Genomic DNA, 19,482 nt, shown 5'->3' with positions numbered 1-19,482 from the left:
GTCATTTCTGCAATAACACCCGCTAAGGAAAATTGAAGTTCTTTGGATTGAAGCGGTTAGTGCGAACTGGCCTGTATCGTTCAAGAGGACGGTCAATTTCGTTCCACACCCGTTGGGTCATCTTTGTTATATACTTGTGAAGTAGGTAATAAAATGATTTAAAATGCTTTTTTAACCTACTTTGAATGATCAGAGGGAGGTGTTTGACAATAAAAAATAAACAGTTTTTAAAGTTCAGTTTCCGTTCATTATCCCTATTATCCTTGTCATTGATACCCTCATCGTCTTTGTGATAACAATCATTTCCTAATATTCTTGCCAGGTTAAGTAATAAAATATGTGCCTGAAGTTCTTGGTTGACCCCTTTTTCATTATGTGAATGGAAATCTTCAACATATAATATTGATTTGGATAATTTATATAATTCTTCTATTTCCCATCGCTGATTCTATAAATCACCGAAGTCTTCGATTTTATAATGGTCTTGATGGGTTAAAGTCGTGGCAAAAATATATTCAACATCTTCATGAAAATACTTTATTAGCCGTAACGTTATAGCAGGGAATGCTGAAAGTAGTTTTCTTTTTCTAAGGTCCGATTTTACCGCCTCAGAGGGAACATAAGTCACAATCGCATCATCGTAATGACTGTCAGAAAATTCTCTAACCACTTTATTTCTATTACCTTCCTGCATTCTGAATATGGCATTCAAGTTATTTTTTATGACTTGATGTAACATATAATAACTAAAATATCCCCTGTCGAAGATAATGACATCATGGGTATTCAGGCAGTGAAAATGTTTTTCCGCACAAGCTCTTTCATTATTATGGTTAACAAAATCAATATCATATACAATTGAATTCAACACATCATAGAGACAGCTCATCATGGCATAGGGATAATGTCTGGACGTACGTTGTGTGACACGATAGCCATTATTGATAAGTTTTCTGGGGACATTGAGCTTTGATCCATCAATGGCAAAAATTCGGTGTCCTTTCCATGTTGTCGGGAGAGTGTTTTTCTCCCAGACAGCCACAATATCTTTATTAATGGTTTTGATGGCATCATCAGGTAATTTCATTCTGGCTTCGCACATTGATGAGGCTGAAATAGGACTGCACTGAGGTAGAGGTATATTTTCATGAACGCAGTCATCCCATATTTCATTGATGATATAAGCATATCCATGATTATTTTTTCCTGAAATAATTTTCATGAGGAATAAGGCAATCAATTTTGTATCTATTGTTCTTTTTCTTTTTTTCCACGATTTATCAATCGTCGAACATGAATTAAAAAAGGTTTTGTTTAGGCATTGATATAAATCCATGATCCATTCCCCTTTGCTCATTTAAATCCTATTTTATCACATCGTTGTTTCCTTAACCGAATGCCATTGTCTTCCACTGGACCCCATAAACGGCAAGCCTAAATACTGAGAATAAATACCATGAAATAAGTCCATTGGCTTTCCCTCGGTTTGCCCCTATTTTCAAAGCAGGGGCATATGAGCTTACCCGCTATGTGCCAGGATTAAATGCCCGGTTTCGGCGGTGGTCGGCTTAACGGTGATCTCGATGTCGCAGCCCAGCCGGTTCAGACACTCCATCAGCTTACGCTCTGACAGGTTAGAAAAGTCGCCCCGGAACAGGTGGGATACCTTCGCCTGACTGATCCCCATACGTTCGCCGGCGGTGGTTTGTGTCAGCCCCAGTCGTTTGATAGATTTGATGATCTCAACGGCCAGGCCAGATTTGATTTTTTGTTTTTCGGCATCGGCGAACCCCAGGTCGGCAAACACGTTACCGGAGCTGATTTCAACCGCTACGCCATTAATGGTTTTCTCTTTCATTTTTCATTTCCTGGGCCATCACAGCGGCCACTTTCAGTCGATTGCGGATGATGTCCATATCTTCTTTCGGCGTCGCTATGCCGTGTTTACTCTTCTTTTGGAACGCGTGCAGCACAAAGACCCCCTCGTCAAATTTCACCGTGTACACGGCACGGTAGGTACCGCCTATATCATCCTCGACCACTTCAAGAACGCCGGCGCCGCCAAACCCTTTCATTACCTTCACCGCATCATGCTTTTCGCCACGCTGCGCAAAGTCCAGTGCAAAGCCAAAAAAGCGCTGCACGTCCTTCGGCAAATCCAGCAAATCTTTCTTGCTGCTGCCAATCCACACTAGCGGCTTTTCACCTTGTAGCCCCATCCTGATTATACCTTTTCTGGTATGGTATAAATTCACTATACCATAAGTGGTATATTTCGCAACATCTTTGACAATCCTGTGATGCGACCGTGCAGCCTAACGAAGAGAGCATAAAAAACCTTTTTCCCATCGCCTTAGACTTGGCTCGAGTGTGTCGCTGCCATCCTCGTTACATGTCACTGGCCCGATGCAGTGCAGTGGATGTTTTCCTTGTGCACCGGGCCAGAAGGTGACGCTTATCTTATGCGAAGCTGGCTTTTTCCAGATTATTTGATCGCTGAAGTGTCGATCAAGGTGCCACCGAGGGAGGACCAAGCAGACCACGATGATGTGGTTTGCCAGATGTGCCAGAGTGCGTTATCACCGCCGCGTGCAAAGACTTCAAGCCGGCCGTCAGCGTTTTTCGCCACCACTGGGGCGCTGGTAATTACGCCATTCAATGAGGCCCAGTCAGACCATGAACCAGATGCTACCGTCTGCCAGATGTACTGGAGTGTGTTATCGGCACCACGAGCAAAGACTTCAAGCCGGCCATCGGCGTTGATATATACCGCTGGATTGCTGGTTATTTCACCAGACAGTGACCGCCAGTTTGTCCAACCTGAATTGGGAGCGACCTGCCAGATGTGCCAGAGCGCGTTATCAGAGCCGCGCGCAAAGACCTCAAGCCGACCATCAGCGTTGCTAATCACCACCGGGTTGCTGGTTATCACGCCACTCAGTGACTGCCAGTTTGTCCAGGGATAGGTATGAGAAGCCGTTTGCCTGATGTACCAGAGAGCGTAATCGTTGCTGCGCGCAAAGACTTCAAGCCGACCATCGACGTTGACATGTACCGCTGGATCACTGGTGAGCACGCCATTTAGTGATTGCCAACCAGACCATGGACCGGAATGGGGGGCTGTTTGCCAGATGTGCCAGAGAGCATTATCAGAGCCGCGTGCAAAGACCTCAAGCCGGCCATCGGAGTGGGCATATATCACCGGGTTGCTGGTGATCGCACCACCCAAAGACTGCCAGCCTGACCAACCGTAATTGGGCGCGATTTGCCTGTTGTGCCATAGCGTATTATCTGTGCCACGTACGAATACTTCCGGTCTGCCGTCTGAATTAATGTAAACGGCGGGTTTGCTGGTCACTCTGCCATTAAGCGAGTTCCAACCTGACCAGGAAGAGCCGGTGTTTGGTGCCGTTTGCCAATTGTGCAACACCGTATTGTCGGTGCCCACACCGAAAACCTCGAGCCTGCCATCGGCGTTGCCTGCTACTGAGATAATTTCGGATAATGCCATCCAGGAACTTTCGTTGGATATTTTTATTTCGTCTGTAACATATGACTCGGTATTATCTGGAATTGATGTATTAATAGATTCTTTTTTCATATATATATTCTCTTTGGGAATGGTTTTTTTAGACTCAATAAATAGTCATGTAATAAGCAATATATTTAATTTTTATATTAATATCCTTGCTTGTGTTTTTTATTAATAAAAGAAATGGTAAATATTTTATTTGATGCTGATCTCTGATCTTTAAGGTGCCTGGCAAATGTGATATTACATTATAAAATTCCATGCGTTTATATATATTTTACATACAGTAATTAAAAAATAATAAATTATAAATGAATTGTTTTTACCGGTTTAAAATTTAATTTTTCTTATGTTTGAAAATATATTTTTGTCGTAATTATTATGTGAATCTACCTTTTAATTTTATTAAAAAAACTGACAACCAAGCGGTTACTCTGTTAGAGATTGCTTCTCAGACATATTCAACCAAGAATCTATTTTAAGTACCACTGGCCCGATGCGACTCAGTAAATGTTTTCCTTGTGCACCGGGCCAGAAGGTGACGCTTATCTTATGCGAAGCTGGCTTTTTCCAGATTATTTGATCGCTGAAGCGTCGATCAAGGTACCGCCGAGGGTTGCCCAAGCAGACCACGATGATGTGGTTTGCCAAATGTGCCAGAGCGCGTTATCACCGCCGCGCGCAAAGACTTCAAGCCGGCCGTCAGCGTTTTTCGCCACGACTGGGGCGCTGGTAATTACGCCATTCAATGAGGCCCAGTTAGACCACGGGCCAGTGTGCGCTGTTGTCTGCCAGATATGCCAGAGCGCGTTATCGCCACCGCGTGCAAAGACTTCAAGCCGGCCGTCGGCGTTGGCATATACTGCTGGGTTGCTGGTGATCCGGCCCCCCAGTGATTGCCAGGCTGACCATGGGCCGGCATGGGGAATGGTTTGCCGGATGTGCCAGAGAGCATTATCGCCGCCGCGCACAAAAACCTCGAGCCGACCATCAGAGTTGCCGACTACCACTGGATCACTAGTGATCCCGCCACCCAGAGAGTGCCAGCTCGACCACGGACCGGCATGGGGTACGGTTTGTGAGATGTGCCAGAGAGCGTTATCGGCACCGCGTGCAAAGACTTCAAGCCGGCCATCGGAGTTGATATGTACCGCTGGGTTGCTGGTGATCGTACCACCCAGAGAGTGCCAGCTCGACCACGAACTGGAATGGGGTACGGTTTGTGAGATGTGCCAGAGAGCGTTATCACCGCCGCGCACAAAGACTTCAAGCCGGCCATCGGAGTTGACATATACTGCCGGGTTGCTGGTGATCCCACCACCCAGTGACTGCCAGCCTGACCAACCCGCATTGGGGGCGGTTTGCGAGTTATGCCATAGCGCATTATCTGTGCCACGTACGAATACTTCCAATCGACCGTCCACATTGAGGTAAACAGCGGGCTTACTGGTGACTCCTCCACCAAGCGAGCTCCAGCCGGACCAGGAAGAGTCGGTGTTTGGTACTGTTTGCCGATTACGCCACACTGCGTTGTCAGTACCTATCCCGAAAACCTCGAGCCGACCATAGGCGTTGCCTGTCACTGAGACAATTCCGGATAATGCAGTGACATAATTTTGGGCATTATCTAAATTTAATGTATCTACAGAGTCTATTTTCATATGTATGCCTTATTAAAAAAGTAATTTTTCAGGTTAACTTGATAGTAATTTAATGAACGAGATATTTAATTTTGTAGATTGATATTCTCATTTATGCATATTGTTTTTTATTAAGAAGAGAAATGATTAATACTTTATTTGAAGCTAATTTTTAATTTATTAAGTGTCCAATAAACGTGATTCTATTTTATAAAACCCTATGTGTTAATATGTATTTTTGCATACGATCATCTAAGAATGATTAATTACACATAAACTATTTCTTATTTGAAAGTCACCCTGCATTTCTATTAATAATATATTTATACCCGTTATCTTTCAAGTTGCCTCTTTGTTGGTTGCACTCGCTCACCCCGGTCACATAGTTCACTATGCTCCCGGGGATTCGCTCCCTTGCCGTCGCGATGCATCTTGAAATCTATAGGGTATATATCATGGTTATTCTGTTTTTATTCGAAATAAGAGTTGTCAGATACAGGAAACGGCTAATGAGGAGGGGAAATTTATCCAATCAGGGAAGAATGGTTTTCCTATATTGATAAAAAAATTTTGATACATATTAAAATTAAACGGGAATGGTTAATGGCAAAACGAAATTATTTGGTAGATTTATTTGAAATTATTTTTATTAATGGCTTGATAATAATAACTTAAATAAAATAATTACTTGTGCGTTCTATAATCTTATATAGGTAGAATTTGGATTTAATTTGTAAATTTGGTTTTGATTTTCAAATTTATTGCTATGTAGTCCTTTAAAAACTTAGTAAAACTTTTATTCTATTAAGATATTTATAAATAAGCCACTTGTGTGTGTTTTCCGTATTTTCGGGAATGGACCTTATCTTTTATGTATTAAGGATAGAATCGAAAAGTGTTCCCTGTGTTCACGGGGATAAATAGGGTTCTGTCAGAAAAAGGCATATCAGCTCAGTGATATGCCTTTATTTTAACTAATTGATTTAAAAGTAAGTTGTGATCCCGGCACGGAATGTCCTTCCCGGCGATGGAATATAACCTAGGCTGAGAGGCTGGATATAATATTTGTCGAAGATATTATCCACACCAAACTCAAACTCGACATGTTTATTCATTCGGGCGGTCAGCGAGATATCTGCCACTGTTGCGGGTCGCCAAATAATGGGGGCCAGCAAGGCGGCGGAACCTTGCCCCGGTTTTGCTGCGGGTACAGATCGTTGACCATAATGTGAGACTCTTGCATTGATGGACATTTTGTCATCTAGAAATTTTCGTGTCAGATCGAGTGATACAGCATATTTAGGCGGAATATGGTTAGTGGCATAATCCGAAGGGAGGCTGCGAGCGACACAACCTTCATTTTCAGTACAGAATCTGACTTTCGTATAGTAATTCATAGATAAACGCGCATCAAAATGATCACTGTGGTAAACACTTGCTAATTCTAATCCTGCGAATTTCGCGGCTTTAATATTGCTGATATACATACTCCAGTAATCATCCATCCATGACCGGTTGATATAGTCTTTCACCCGATTATCGAAGTAGGATATTTTGATATCGAAACTGTCATTGTCAGCAATCACACCCGGGAAACGTGATGTCAGCCCGAATTCTATATTTTTTGAAATTTCAGGTTTTATATAATCGTCAACACTCATCATGTAGCCACGAATACCTTCAACCATTGATGGAAAGCGTGGCGCATAGGTATATTTGGCGTGTAGCGCAGTTTCATTATTCAGTTCAAATTTAGCGCCTGCCCAGTAACCATGAGCGTGATCCTGCTTGTTGTTTACTTTTCCTGAGGCTAGTTTCCGACGAAGAGAAGGTACTGGACTATAATCTTCGACTTGATAGGATTTGTAATCCCATCCACCCATTAAGGTAAGGCGTCCGGTAAGCATATAGCTGCCGTTTAGGAAAAGATGGCCTTCCTTACGCTCTCCTTCCCGATTAACGGCATACTCCCATTTTCCTTTGCTTGGGCCTGTGCGTTCACGAATAAAGCTGGCCCCGTAGTTCAACTCAATATCTTGCATTGAAAGTTCAAATAATGAGGTGTTACTCAGATTCATCCCTACTGTGCGCATGAATTTTTTATCCCCGAGGGTATTATTTGAAGTTCGGGGGCGATCGTTAACCCGTGTTTGCCACACGCCTATGTCCAAATTAATCCAGGGATTTGATGACGGCTCCCATTTATAATTGAGGCTGTGCCTGTTCATGTTGAGCCGTGTCAGTGGGCCCTGATCTAAGATCATGAATGTTTGGCTCAGGTTTGCCATATCTGCAACATAAGATTCTCCGTAGAGATTTTGATAATGACTAACGATAGCGGAGATTTCATGACCATCACCAAAACGAATTTTTCCTTTACCCAGTAACGATTGGCTATCTTCAGAAGTGTTAGGTACGGCATCTCCCATTGCATACAGCGAATAACCTGCCATCTGTTCACTGAATTGTGGAATGAGACAATCTTGCGGATCGCTTTGACACAGGTAACCCGGCATCCCACGTTCTTTGGCTCCTGGCCCGTGTTTACCCGAATGGTAATTGCCACGCTTGCGCTGAGAAGCACCAAACAGCAATTCATAGGAAGGTTCGGCCACTGCGAAAACAATACTCCCAGTTCGATTCTTGGCATCAAAGAAAGCGTTTTTTGATGGGGATGGCCAGTCATTACGTTGATAATCGTCAGGATTAGAATGGTTGTTCAATAGACTTCCCTTCAAACGAAGGCCGATTTTTTGTCCATCAAGCAGGATATCGCTGGCTTCGATGGTTTTTATCTCCACGACACCGCCAATGGCCCCGATACCGCCTTTTCCTGTCGGGCCTTTGCTGATATCTACCCGGCCAATGAAATCGGGGTCAATAAAGGAACGGTTGGAGACACCTTGATAACCACGATACAGGGCAGTCTGGTTAGATGCGCCATCAACGGTGGTTAAGACCCGGCCTTGCCCTTGCAGACCCCGTATATTCACATCCAGGCTGCCTGAACTGCGTGCTTCACCAGACAATACGCCTGGGGTTGTTTTAAATATATCAACAGGATGGATCACACCAAATTTTTCGATATCTTTACCTTTGATGGTGGTGCTATCGAAACGCAATGGCTCATTACCTGAGTACCCGCGACTGCCTGTTACCGCAAGGGGACTCAGTGTTATTGCACCTTTGCTGGTCGTATTTTTTGCTATTTTTACTAACGTGTAGCTGCCATCGGCGCGTTGGGAAAGTCGTAAATGGCTGCCTGTGAGCAGTTGTACCAAACCTTCATGGGCGGTAAAGCTGCCATTTAATGAAGGTGCTGTCAGTCCATTGGTTAAATTCGGATCAAAGGAGAACGCCGTACCTGTTTGAGCAGCAAAACGGGACAAAGAATTTCCCAATGCCCCCGACGGAATATTAACGGAATAAACGGTCGCGGTTTGTGTGGCGGCATAAATGGGTTGTGCCGACAGCAGAATCAATGGAAATAACAATGTGGTTAAGGACTTTTTTTGCCGGCGTGGTTGTGATCCCTGGCGGTTAACATGATATGGCATAGGCAATTTCTCCATGCTTTTTAAGCTTCTTTTGTCTCTATGCCGTATGAGATTGAAAAAAGTGTCAGTAAAAATAATTATTTTTATTCATTGGGTGGGTAGAGGGTAATCCAATAGCGAGTCAGGCTGCGCATTGAGAGCGGATAGGTCTGTAATAGCATATGCAGCGCCAGATCCGTATCCCGTATAGGAAAGGCACCAGAAACCCGCAGATTTGCTACTGCATCATCACAGCGGATCATACCGGAGCGATAGCGATTCAGTTCTGCAATCACCGTTGCCAGCGGTAAGTTATCGGCCACTATCATACCTTGTAACCAACTTAGTGATGTTGCTGATCTGAGGTGTGGTGGAGCAACGGCAAACGGAGTGAAATATGTTACTTTTCCGGCATACAATATTTGTGGTGAACCATTATCTGGAATAATACGAACTGCCCCTTCTGCTATTTCCACCTGAGTATGGGAGGCTTGCTGGCGGACACTGAATTTTGTTCCCAACGCCACAATGGTGCCTTGTTTAGTTCGTACTTTAAATGGGCGTACCGGCTGGTGGCTGTCTTTATGGGTTTCAATATACATTTCCCCCAATTTTAAATGAACAAGCCGCTGGGTATCGTCGTAATGAACATCTGCTGAACTTTGTGTGTTTAACGTTAGCTGACCGCTGTCTGGTAATGACCAGTGCTGTATTTGTCCTGTAGCGGTGTGATAATCGCCAGTCAGAAGCTTAAATTGATCGGATTGCCAGAAGAACGATGCTCCAGTCGGAATTAACAACATAAGAGTGAGTTTTCTGATAGCTTCCCGGCGGGCAAGGGTGCGTTTATTGTTCAACAAGGGTGATGCGATATGAGGTGGCAGATGATGTAACCGTGCTAACAGGCACTGTGCCCGCTCCCAGGCTTGAGCATGTTCTGGGCTTTGTGCACACCAGGCGGCACAGGCGTTCCGGTCAGCTTCGCTGACATGACTGTCATTCAGAATGGTCAGCCATTCTGCGGCTTCTGCAAGTATCGTTTCAGAGGTTGTACTTGATGAATGAGATGTATTGGTGGCAGCCATAGATAAATCTCTCTATGCCATAGCGATCAGGCACTGATAAAAGCCTTGTTTCATATAGCGTTTGACCGTAGATAGTGAAATATTCATGTGATTTGCAATATCTTCATATTTCATTCCTTCTATCTGGGAGAGCAAAAAGGCAGTCTGTACCGGCGTGGGGAGTTGACTAAGCATAATATCAATTTCTTGAAGCGTTTCGAGAATAATAAGCCTCTGCTCTGGAGCAGGAATAAGCTGCTCGGGCAGGCTGGCGAGCAGCTCCAGATAAGACTGTTCAAGTGATCGACGGCGATACCAGTTAATCATCAACCCCTTAGCGATAGTGACGATATAGGCACGAGGTTCATTTAACTGCTGTGGCAGGGGCGAGCGAAGTAATTTGACAAAAGTATCCTGAGCCAAGTCTGCGGCGGTTTCATCGCAGTTAAGACGATGCTTAAGCCAACGGAATAGCCAATTATGATTGTGGACGTACATCCACTGGATCTTTTGAGTGTCTAAAGCATTAACGGTCATTTTCATGCCATTTCACAATGTAAATGCAAATCATTATCATTTTTGGTATGTTACAGGTAATTACTCTCCGTTACCAATAAATAATTTGCGGAGATATGTTGTTCAGATGGGATTTTATTTATCATTAGCAGGGCTAAATTATAAAAGCGCTCAATAGGCGATCGGGAATTTAAGATAGGTATTGCTTTTTAGTGTGACAGAATTAAATTATTTTCCTCTGAAATATTATTGTTTTTTTTTGAATGATTTTAGTTTGGAATATTTTTCAAAAATTAAATTAATTACACCGAAGGGTAAAGTAAATATAATAGTAAAATCTATAAAAATAATTAGAAAAAACACGTAAATTATTGCTGTGAATTATGCTTTCCCTGAATGTATTCATATTGCCTTGAACTCTAGCTTAATGATTCATTCAATGATATCAGTAGGGCCTATCTCGGTTATTTCACATTAAACGAGATAGGCTAGTTTATTTAATAAACTTGCTGCTCTCTAATACTGTATCCAGAGGTTCCAGCTACATGGTGACGCTCTGTTATATTAGCATATATGACAGATAACAATTCTTCCGGCTGAGCACCTGCATGATTAATACTATGAGGATATCTTTTGGAGTAATCAACAATTGAAGCCCCTGTAAGTAATATCGAGTAATATTTTTCTTGAATACCTGATTGAGATGTTCTATAAAAATCGAATTCCAATGTTAACTCCTCATTATTAGATATCGCTATCAATAATAATGGTGATGATTTATCTACAGGTTTTATGAAATCTATCGGGTGGTGAGTAACATGTTGCTCTCTTGTTATTGAGCCTTTAAACTCAATAACAAATATTTGATCCTCACGACCAATTTGAGATTTATTTCCAATAGATTCTATCGTTGAACATCCAGCAGATATAATCCCCTGCTTCTTACCTTTTAAAGTCAAGTAAATCATATTTGCCATATCATTTATCTCCTATTCATTTTTTATTCCATTTACGATTTTGAACTTTTTTCCATGAATTTCAATGAAAAAATTGTAATAAACAGTTAACCTTATCGCATAAATGTAAACATGGCGAGATCTAACATTTTTAATATGGACATTTTGCTTAAAAAAATCAATTAAAGCTCAAAAAACACATTCTAAAGCTCTAAAAGCCTATTGATAAAGGCGTATTGGATGGACAAGATTATCAATATTCGTCTGTTGGTTGTTTTTTGAATAAAGTGAAATCCCTCCCTGTAAATGAAATACACTCACGATTAATCTGACTAAACTCCCTACTAACTTTCCAGCTCGGTTGCAGCAGCAACACTCAAATCTTCGGTAATGGAGTTGTATTATATTTTTCGGACTATGCTTGTGCACGATAGAGCTATACCCGTGCTCATTGAAACTGCTTGATTTTCCCCAAAATGAGGATCATGGTATACCCTATGGATTTCAAGATGCTTCGAGACGGCAAGGGAGCGAATCCCTGGGAACATAGCGAACTATGTGACCAGGGTGAGCGAGTGCAGCCAACAAAGAGGCAACTTGAAAGATAACGGGTATATCAGTCATGAAAATATTCAGAAGGGGGGGATATCAGTTACACCGTTCCCGGCATGAATAAATGGTTGCACCATAATGGATTCAGTGACAAAAAACCGTGCCACACAAGTTCAAACGCGGAACAGCAACGAGCCTTTGTAGAAACCTACGGGAAACTGAAGCAGGAAGCCCCATCCTGTTCATTGATGGCGCCCATCCCACACAGGGGACGAAACTCGCTTATGGCTGGATGCGAAAAGGCCAGAAAACCGCAGTGAAAACCACGGGAAGCCGTACCCGGCTGAACCTGATGGGTGCCCTGAATCTGGCCGATATCAGTAAAACGGGGGTCCGCGAATATGACCGTATCGACAGTTATCACATCGCAGAGTTCTTCATTGCTATCCGTGAAACCTATCCGGTCAGTCAGAAGGTTCATATTATCCTTGACGGAGCCAGTTACCATCGAAGTGAGCTGGTGAAAGACTGGGCTTATGTGATGAATATAGACCTTCATTATTTACCGCCCTACAGCCAGAATCTGAACCCGATAGAAAGGTTATGGAAGGTGATGAATGAAAAGGTCAGAAATAACCATTACTTCGCTTCGACGACCTTGTTCAGGCAAGCAATACATCGCTTTTTTACGGAAATATTACCGGAGCTTGCCGGGAACCTGTCGTGCCGTATTAATGACAACTTCCAGGTTCTGAATCCTGCATCTTCAAGTTAAGCGGGTATATCACTATTCAGTTTTAACTAAAAGTGCAAAACTAATAGAGCTGAATTTCTACTTTAAAAAGTGGTCAAATTACGATGATTTTAAGAAAATTTATATTTTAAATGAGTGAATAATAAACTATGATATTGAGCATTCAATATCATATAAGGCTATAAAAATGAATAGAAACGAATGGAGTGAAGGATGGGATGATGGATGGATATACAGGAACAAAAACGGAGAACTCATAGATCCATTAGATGTAGCTAATAGTGGATTGGCAGGTACAATCAGTGATATTGGGGAAAGTGTTTATTTAGGTGCTAAACGAGCAGTTAAAAGGACAGCCCATTGGTTCTTACCTCGTGATATCTTAGGTGATTCCTATGCAGAATTCGAAAAAGCAGTTTATAATCAATATGGCCGGGAAGTAAAAGAAGAAGACCGCAGAATATTTAATTTATTAATAAGCATTATATCAAAGCCAGAATATATTGAGTTTGCAGTAGAGGTTATTATTGATGACCTTATTGATTCCTCAACAGAAATAAGGAAACAGAAAGTAGAAAATTATGCAAGAGCAGTACAAAAACCTATTGTAAGTTTTATGGGGAAGTATGCAACAACTAAAGCTATTGTATATGCGATATCATATTATATAGCTCAAAAAATAATCAAAGATATAACAAAAAAAGAAGCAGTAAAAAAATTTGTTGCTTGGCCGTTATCAGCTTTTTCAATTTATGGATTAGTTGATAAAGTTAGCTCTGCTTCAAAAAGACTAAGAAGAAAATGTCCTAAATTATATTATAAATTAAGAAAAGATAATTTAGATATGATGTATTATTTTATTGAACCATACTTAGGAAACTTAATTGAAATGTATTGCTCCGGTGATTTATCTACCGAAATGGACGAGAGGATAATTTATGAGCTCAACAAACAGATCAAATAATGATAAAAATTTGTTTTATTTCATTAAAAATTTCTTTGTTTTTCTTTACCGTGAATTTAGGGAAGTAATACATATAGGAATAACCTTATGTCTTTGTATATTTTGGATTTGGCTATTCCCTTTTGAATTTATAGCAGTGATAGGATGTGTTGTTATTATTATAGTAATGTTTATTCTAAGCATGTTTTTCCTACCATGATTTCTAATTGTACATGTAAATATAATTGAATATTTACATGTGCTTTTTAAATATATTATTCTTTTATTGATATATTTAGACAATTCCAATTATGAAAGAAGATTAGATAAATATCATGATAATTTACGTATTTTATTATCAATGGTTAGATTGTTATAATTATTTTCTGTAAATTTTTTTAGATCCATCGACGAGTTTATAACATGGGGTAATTTTACTTCTTATTTTAATCCTGAGAATTTTTAAATCTGTATTCAGGATACATCGAACAAACGATGAGATTTACGTTTGCGGGTGTGAAGAGCTGTGTTTCGGTGTTTCTCTTTGCAATATGGCGTGTTGGATAGGATATAAAATGGTACGAATAAATCTATATGTTAATATATATATCGAGGGATAACTCCCTGAAAATATACGTTACCTTTTTGTGTGGTTTTAAAAGGATTTTGATTGTCATAAAGCCGGGAATATAGTGTCTTAACATCGTGTTTGATAGGAAGGGATAATGCCGAAACTAATTTATTATGTCGCTGCGACAATAGACGGTTATATTGCTAATAATAACCACGGTCTGGATTGGTTGGATGAGTTTGTGCTGGGAGATGACGCAACACCTTATGATGATTTTTACCAAGGTATTGGTGCTGTGATTATGGGTTCGGGAACATACGAATGGATAATGGCAAATTCATCGGATGATTGGCCATACAAAAATATTCCCGCATTTGTTCTTTCTCATCGGGCATTGCCAACGCCTGAAGGGCTGAATATCACCATAACCGATAAAGCAGCGGGAGATATTGCTGCTGTGGCGAAGAAAACGGCTAATGGTAAGAATGTCTGGTTGGTGGGAGGCGGTAAAACTGCTGCGTATTTTGCCGAGGTCGGTGAATTACAGAAAATATTCTTAACCACGATCCCGGTATTTTTAGGCACAGGTATTGAAGTTCTTCCTGTGAGTGAAAAAGTGAGTGTTACACCTAAAACTCAACGTTTTTTACGTAGCGGTGCCATTGAAATCCTGTTGGATGTAAATATCGATTAAGTCGCCTCCTACAAATAAGGAAAGCTGCCGTAAGAAAGAGTGAAGTTCTTATCGCGCCATATTGATGGCACAAAAGTGGCGCGATTATCTGAATTGCGCCATAATCGCGCCATATTCTTACTGAAATTTGTCGTTTACTATGAGTTCAATTACTAATATTCATAAGACCTTGTGTGTTGCATCACAGCCTATGTCTGTTTCGGATTTATTAGTGGAGCATCCTTCTGTTCCCAGAAGGACTGTCCAACGTTGGCTAGGACAGCTTGTTGAAGATGGAAAAGTACACGCTTTGGGAGAAGGACGGGGTCGTCGCTATGTTATTTCTGAGCGAGAAACATTAAAGCAGGTAACAGAAAAATCCGGCGATTTCCCGAGCTATATTCCATTGTCTGAAGATAGTAAGGATGTTCTCCGTTATATTGATCAACCCATGAAAGCCAGGGTGCCAGTTGGTTATCAACGAGAATTTCTGGAATCGTATGAACCCAATGTGACTCATTATCTGTCAGTTCCAATTCGTAATCAGCTTTGGAGAATGGGAGGAACAAAACAGACCTCACAGCCAGCGGGAACTTATGGTAGAGCTATTCTGGATCGTTTGCTCATTGATCTATCATGGGCCTCAAGTCGTTTGGAAGGAAATACTTACAGTCGATTAGATACGATCGAATTAATTGAGTATGGAAAGGTTGCTGTAGGAAAAGATGCGATTGAAACTCAAATGATCCTCAACCATAAATCCGCTATTGAATTACTTGTTGATGGTATAGTTGAAGCTGATTTTAATCGATATACCATTCTCAATTTGCATAGTACATTATCTGAAAATTTACTGCCCAATCCTATAGATGAAGGACGTATCCGCCAGCATCAGGTTGAAATAGGAAAAAGTGTTTTCAGATCGTTATCAGGAGAGGTTCATATTAGTGAGGTTTTGGATTCGTTGCTTGCGAAAGCACAAGTTATTTCAGATCCATTTGAGCAATCGTTTTTTATCATGGTTCACTTGCCATACTTACAACCTTTTGCAGATATAAATAAACGAACTTCCCGCTTGGCGGCTAATTTGCCGTTGCTCCGTTCAAACCTATGTCCGTTGACTTTTCTGGATGTATCAGAAGAGGCATATAGCCGTGCAATGCTCGGTATTTATGAAATGACCAGAGTTGAATTGCTACGAGATCTCTACCTATGGGCTTACGAACGTTCTACCCAAGAATATTTGGCTCTTAGACAAGAAATAGCAGAACCAGACCCATTAAGATTGCAATATCGAAATACCGTTAAACAAATTGTTTATCAGGTTGTTGTGGCTCCGGAAATGGATTCGATTGAGGTTATAGATAAATTAATTTCCAATCAATTAAGTCAATCTGAACGTGACACGTTAAAGGCATTGGTTATTGAGGAGTTACGACGATTACATGAAGGTGTTCTGGCAAGGTATGGTCTCCGGCCTTCGCAATTTGAAGAATGGAGGGGAAAACGCAGATAATCTTTGCGTTAACTTCATTAAATAGTCGTTCGTCCGTGAAAATATCTATATTAATCATTCTATTAAATTGTTTTTGTTAGTGAATTAGCCTTTTCGCTATGTTATCCCATCAGGATTTACGCTTGCACCGCTAAAGACTGAAAGCAATTCGCATATGATTGTATTGACATCGCTAAACACCCATCAGTATTTTCATCTCAGCTCGGTCAGACATTATATATACAGGGTTGCTGGCATCAATGAATCCTTGATGAAACGGTACAAATATTTTACTTACTTATCAAATGGATGGATAAGGTTAGTCACGTTATCAAGTTGTTCTTTGCAATACGATGTCGCTTTAATTCTGGTTTGTGCTTAAACAGATAAACCGGAAGTGTATCTGTTTAAGTAAGGCATCTTTATACAGGATTATCCTAAAAAAACAGAAAGTAGTGTTTTTTTGATCTAAATTTTCGCATGATGTTCTAAAAGTAGGCAAAAGAAATGTTTAAGTAAGGATTTTAAATGGAAATACCAATTTATTTTCAATACTGGGGTAAGGCGAAGCGAACATCAGAATCTGAGAGTACAGATTATCATCTACTTCCTTATCATTGTTTGGACGTGGCTGCTGTTGGCATGCAGTTACTTTCTTTAGAAAGATCGCTGATTAAAGATCTCACTAATTTTTTAGCATTATCGACAAAGCAGTTACAAAGTATTGTCTCTTTTGTACTGGCGTTGCACGATATTGGTAAATTCGCATCTGCTTTTCAAAAATTATTGCCTGGTCAGTCAGCCGGTCTGTATCGACCTTATTGCTGTAAAGGCTATGATGGACGTTATTTTTGTCATGACCGTATGGGGCTGTATTTTTGGGAAAATATCAAACCGAAGCTGCTTAAAAATCTGATTAATATTGAGGATGTTAAACGGAGAGAACAGCAAGAGATTTTCGATACCTTAATGGTGCTGATGGACTGTGCATTAGGACATCATGGTCAGCCAATAGATAAAACAGACTATAAAGCTATCGAATATTTTACTGAGCCTCATAATCTCAATGCCGCCACACTCTTTGTTCATCATTTAATTGAACTACTCCAACCTGAGTTTCCTATTGAAAAATTGCAATCCAAAGAATGGCGACGGCGATTAGAGCAAGTAAGCTGGCAGTTTGCTGGTATTGCGATATTGGCGGATTGGATTGGTTCTGATAATCACTATTTTGTATATCAATCCGAACCTATGCCATTAACAGATTATTGGCAACATGCTAAAGCCATGGCAAAAAAAGCGGTGATGGCGACAAATTTAGGCAAAGCGCCGGTAGTAAAGCCATTTATTTCTATTCAGGACTATTACGGTTTTGCTGCGACGCCATTGCAGCAGTGGGCTGAATCAATACCTGTAGATGATTCTCCTCAACTCTTTATTTTAGAAGATGTTACCGGGGCAGGAAAAACAGAGGCGGCATTAGCGCTGACACATCGTTTAATGCAAATAAAAGCAGCCGATGGTTTTTATTTCGGTTTGCCTGATATGGCGTCTTCCAATGCAATGTTTCACCGGATTGCTGAATATTATCAGCAAATGCTATTAACAGATGATGGCAGCAAGCCAGGTATTATTTTTGCTCATGGTGCACGAGAGATGAATGATCAATTTCGTGAAGCCATTCTGGCGCTAGGCCACTTAGACAGAAATTATGGTGAAACAGATATCACCACTTCAGCGCAGTGCAATCAATGGCTGGCGGATCCACGCAAGAAAGCATTGTTAGCGCCTGTTGGCATAGGCGCTATTGATCAGGCTTTATTGGCTGTATTACCAAGGCGTTATCAGGCACTGAGATTATTTGGGCTTAATCGTAAGGTATTAATCGTTGATGAAGTTTATGCCGCTGATGAGTTTATGTTTAATTTATTGGAAAATTTATTAGCTCTGCATCTTTATCAAGGTGGTTCGGCTATTTTGCTGACAGCGACACTGACCCTGAAACAGCGTCAACGTTTAACGGATATTTGGTTGAACGCCGGTGGATTAAGCTCACAACTATTGCAAAAAACGGATTTTCCTTTAGCGACAAAAATAAGCTTGAATGCCATATCGCCTGTTATTGAACAACCGTTATCAAGTCGAAAAGATGTTAGCCGGGAAGTTAAAGTTGATTTCTTAAATAGCTTTGTCTGTTGTGTTGAAAAAGTATTGGCTGCGATTGTACAAGGGCAATGTGTTGTTTGGATCCGAAATACAGTAGACGATGCCATTGAGGCTTATCAGACGCTACGAAGCTTGCTCACTGAACCTGAACGTTGTCTGTTATTTCATAGCCGGTTTGTATTGCAACACCGGAAAGAAATTGAAAATCATGTCATGACGATTTTTGGTAAAAATAGTCATAGTGAGATACGCCGCGGTAAAGCGTTAATTGCTACACAAGTATTCCAGCAAAGTTTGGATGCTGATGCCGATGTGATGATTTCAGATATTTGCCCTATTGATGACCTGATTCAGCGAGCAGGGCGTTTGCAACGCCATACTCGTGATAGTGATGGCGTTTATCAACATGGAATTAAAGATTCACGTTCTGCGCCAATACTCTTTATCCACGCGCCTGAGTGGAGGGAGCAACCCGAATCAGATTGGTTAAGCCATAATTTCCGTAGCACACAATATGTTTATCGCTCGCCTGCTCGTTTGTGGTTAAGCATGCGTGTGTTGAGAAAGCTGGGTGCAATACGCATGCCTGCGGAAACCCGTAAGTTAATTGATGAGGTTTATGGTCATGCTTATGAGCAAGCGCCTGAAAAGTTAAAGCGTCAGGAAAATGTATTAATTGATGAGGAACGAAGTCAGGAAGCCAAAGCGAAGTCTTATTGGTTACAGTGGCAGTTATATGGTTATTGTGATCGAAGTGCTGATAATTGGTATGAAGATGATGCCGATATTCATACCCGCTACAGCGATATTGAAACCGTTGAGGTGTTATTACTGAAAAAGACTGATTCTGGACAACTTGTACCTTGGGTAAATTCCGCCGAATTTTCAGTGTTATTGAGTACGGTTACATTATCTAAAAATAAATATGCGGATAAATTAGCGCCAATTCCAAGGAAGTTAATTCCCGCTCTCCATGCATTACAACAGAGATATCGCCAAATTAAATACTTGCAACCTTGGTTGCCAGAACAGGACCCAAACTTTACTTATTCTTCAACAATGGGCTTTTGTGAAAAATAAAAGC

The 19,482-nt window shown here is 41.0% G+C and carries 13 protein-coding genes and 1 pseudogene; 5 read left to right on the top strand and 9 right to left on the bottom strand.

What is annotated here, in order from left to right; all coding sequences use genetic code 11:
• Nucleotides 1-448: 448 nt before the first annotated feature.
• From ACGF63_RS07835 to ACGF63_RS07795, 9 genes are all read right to left on the bottom strand, one after another.
• On the bottom strand, nucleotides 449-1,357 hold the full coding sequence (locus ACGF63_RS07835; protein WP_387629922.1) for a transposase: 909 nt from the start codon (nucleotides 1,355-1,357) through the stop codon (nucleotides 449-451).
• A 162-nt stretch (nucleotides 1,358-1,519) separates the two neighbouring features.
• The gene (locus tag ACGF63_RS07830) at nucleotides 1,520-1,858 is read right to left on the bottom strand and encodes a helix-turn-helix domain-containing protein (RefSeq protein ID WP_152962838.1); all 339 of its coding nucleotides are present in this window, start codon (nucleotides 1,856-1,858) and stop codon (nucleotides 1,520-1,522) included.
• A complete protein-coding gene (locus ACGF63_RS07825) occupies nucleotides 1,839-2,219 on the bottom strand; it encodes a type II toxin-antitoxin system RelE/ParE family toxin (RefSeq protein WP_387629919.1) in 381 nt (126 codons plus the stop codon). Before ACGF63_RS07825 ends, ACGF63_RS07830 begins: the two co-directional genes overlap by 20 nt.
• A 266-nt stretch (nucleotides 2,220-2,485) precedes the next feature.
• Entirely contained in the window at nucleotides 2,486-3,601 is a 1,116-nt protein-coding gene (locus tag ACGF63_RS07820) for a hypothetical protein (RefSeq protein WP_387629917.1), read from the bottom strand.
• Nucleotides 3,602-4,107: 506 nt separating this feature from the next.
• On the bottom strand, nucleotides 4,108-5,193 hold the full coding sequence (locus ACGF63_RS07815) for a hypothetical protein (RefSeq protein WP_036849642.1): 1,086 nt from the start codon (nucleotides 5,191-5,193) through the stop codon (nucleotides 4,108-4,110).
• Nucleotides 5,194-6,155: 962 nt separating this feature from the next.
• Complete coding sequence (locus tag ACGF63_RS07810; RefSeq protein ID WP_387629914.1) at nucleotides 6,156-8,729, bottom strand: TonB-dependent receptor domain-containing protein; 2,574 nt, start codon at nucleotides 8,727-8,729, stop codon at nucleotides 6,156-6,158.
• Nucleotides 8,730-8,812: 83 nt separating this feature from the next.
• Nucleotides 8,813-9,793, bottom strand: a complete 981-nt coding sequence (locus ACGF63_RS07805; protein WP_387629911.1) for a FecR domain-containing protein — start codon at nucleotides 9,791-9,793, stop codon at nucleotides 8,813-8,815.
• Nucleotides 9,794-9,805: 12 nt separating this feature from the next.
• Nucleotides 9,806-10,309 carry a sigma-70 family RNA polymerase sigma factor gene (locus tag ACGF63_RS07800; protein WP_269149771.1) on the bottom strand — a complete coding sequence of 168 codons (504 nt, stop codon included), beginning with the start codon at nucleotides 10,307-10,309 and terminating at the stop codon, nucleotides 9,806-9,808.
• Nucleotides 10,310-10,785: 476 nt separating this feature from the next.
• On the bottom strand, nucleotides 10,786-11,265 hold the full coding sequence (locus tag ACGF63_RS07795) for an Hcp family type VI secretion system effector (protein WP_152963170.1): 480 nt from the start codon (nucleotides 11,263-11,265) through the stop codon (nucleotides 10,786-10,788).
• A gap of 623 nt (nucleotides 11,266-11,888) precedes the next feature.
• Between ACGF63_RS07795 and ACGF63_RS07790 the strand changes: the two are divergent.
• The 5 genes and pseudogenes from ACGF63_RS07790 to cas3 form a co-directional block, all read left to right on the top strand.
• A pseudogene (locus tag ACGF63_RS07790) lies at nucleotides 11,889-12,571 on the top strand (IS630 family transposase); the annotation flags it as partial.
• A 166-nt stretch (nucleotides 12,572-12,737) separates the two neighbouring features.
• A complete protein-coding gene (locus tag ACGF63_RS07785; RefSeq protein WP_152963169.1) occupies nucleotides 12,738-13,514 on the top strand; it encodes a hypothetical protein in 777 nt (258 codons plus the stop codon).
• Nucleotides 13,515-14,218: 704 nt separating this feature from the next.
• Nucleotides 14,219-14,758 carry a dihydrofolate reductase family protein gene (locus ACGF63_RS07780; protein ID WP_152963168.1) on the top strand — a complete coding sequence of 180 codons (540 nt, stop codon included), beginning with the start codon at nucleotides 14,219-14,221 and terminating at the stop codon, nucleotides 14,756-14,758.
• A gap of 190 nt (nucleotides 14,759-14,948) precedes the next feature.
• Nucleotides 14,949-16,253, top strand: coding sequence for a Fic family protein (locus ACGF63_RS07775; RefSeq protein ID WP_239002458.1), 1,305 nt, complete (start codon nucleotides 14,949-14,951; stop codon nucleotides 16,251-16,253).
• Nucleotides 16,254-16,760: 507 nt separating this feature from the next.
• The gene (gene cas3 / locus ACGF63_RS07770) at nucleotides 16,761-19,478 is read left to right on the top strand and encodes a CRISPR-associated helicase Cas3' (protein WP_387629906.1); all 2,718 of its coding nucleotides are present in this window, start codon (nucleotides 16,761-16,763) and stop codon (nucleotides 19,476-19,478) included.
• Nucleotides 19,479-19,482: the final 4 nt, after the last annotated feature.

This window comes from Photorhabdus sp. RM322S (genome assembly GCF_042879395.1).
In the GTDB taxonomy this organism is placed as follows: domain Bacteria; phylum Pseudomonadota; class Gammaproteobacteria; order Enterobacterales; family Enterobacteriaceae; genus Photorhabdus; species Photorhabdus khanii.
The sequence above is the reverse complement of the archived record's forward strand: the minus strand, read 5'-3'. Positions and strand labels throughout refer to the sequence as shown.

Bases quoted from the DNA above. Each gene is read 5' to 3' on its own strand.
- ACGF63_RS07780 (WP_152963168.1), top strand. From the start codon at position 14,219: ATGCCGAAACTAATTTATTATGTCGCTGCGACAATAGACGGTTATATT.
- ACGF63_RS07775 (WP_239002458.1), top strand. From the start codon at position 14,949: ATGTCTGTTTCGGATTTATTAGTGGAGCATCCTTCTGTTCCCAGAAGG.
- ACGF63_RS07825 (WP_387629919.1), bottom strand. From the start codon at position 2,219: ATGGGGCTACAAGGTGAAAAGCCGCTAGTGTGGATTGGCAGCAGCAAG.
- ACGF63_RS07830 (WP_152962838.1), bottom strand. From the start codon at position 1,858: ATGAAAGAGAAAACCATTAATGGCGTAGCGGTTGAAATCAGCTCCGGT.
- ACGF63_RS07820 (WP_387629917.1), bottom strand. From the start codon at position 3,601: ATGAAAAAAGAATCTATTAATACATCAATTCCAGATAATACCGAGTCA.
- ACGF63_RS07800 (WP_269149771.1), bottom strand. From the start codon at position 10,309: ATGACCGTTAATGCTTTAGACACTCAAAAGATCCAGTGGATGTACGTC.
- ACGF63_RS07795 (WP_152963170.1), bottom strand. From the start codon at position 11,265: ATGGCAAATATGATTTACTTGACTTTAAAAGGTAAGAAGCAGGGGATT.
- cas3 (WP_387629906.1), top strand. From the start codon at position 16,761: ATGGAAATACCAATTTATTTTCAATACTGGGGTAAGGCGAAGCGAACA.
- ACGF63_RS07815 (WP_036849642.1), bottom strand. From the start codon at position 5,193: ATGAAAATAGACTCTGTAGATACATTAAATTTAGATAATGCCCAAAAT.
- ACGF63_RS07785 (WP_152963169.1), top strand. From the start codon at position 12,738: ATGAATAGAAACGAATGGAGTGAAGGATGGGATGATGGATGGATATAC.
- ACGF63_RS07810 (WP_387629914.1), bottom strand. From the start codon at position 8,729: ATGCCATATCATGTTAACCGCCAGGGATCACAACCACGCCGGCAAAAA.
- ACGF63_RS07835 (WP_387629922.1), bottom strand. From the start codon at position 1,357: ATGAGCAAAGGGGAATGGATCATGGATTTATATCAATGCCTAAACAAA.
- ACGF63_RS07805 (WP_387629911.1), bottom strand. From the start codon at position 9,793: ATGGCTGCCACCAATACATCTCATTCATCAAGTACAACCTCTGAAACG.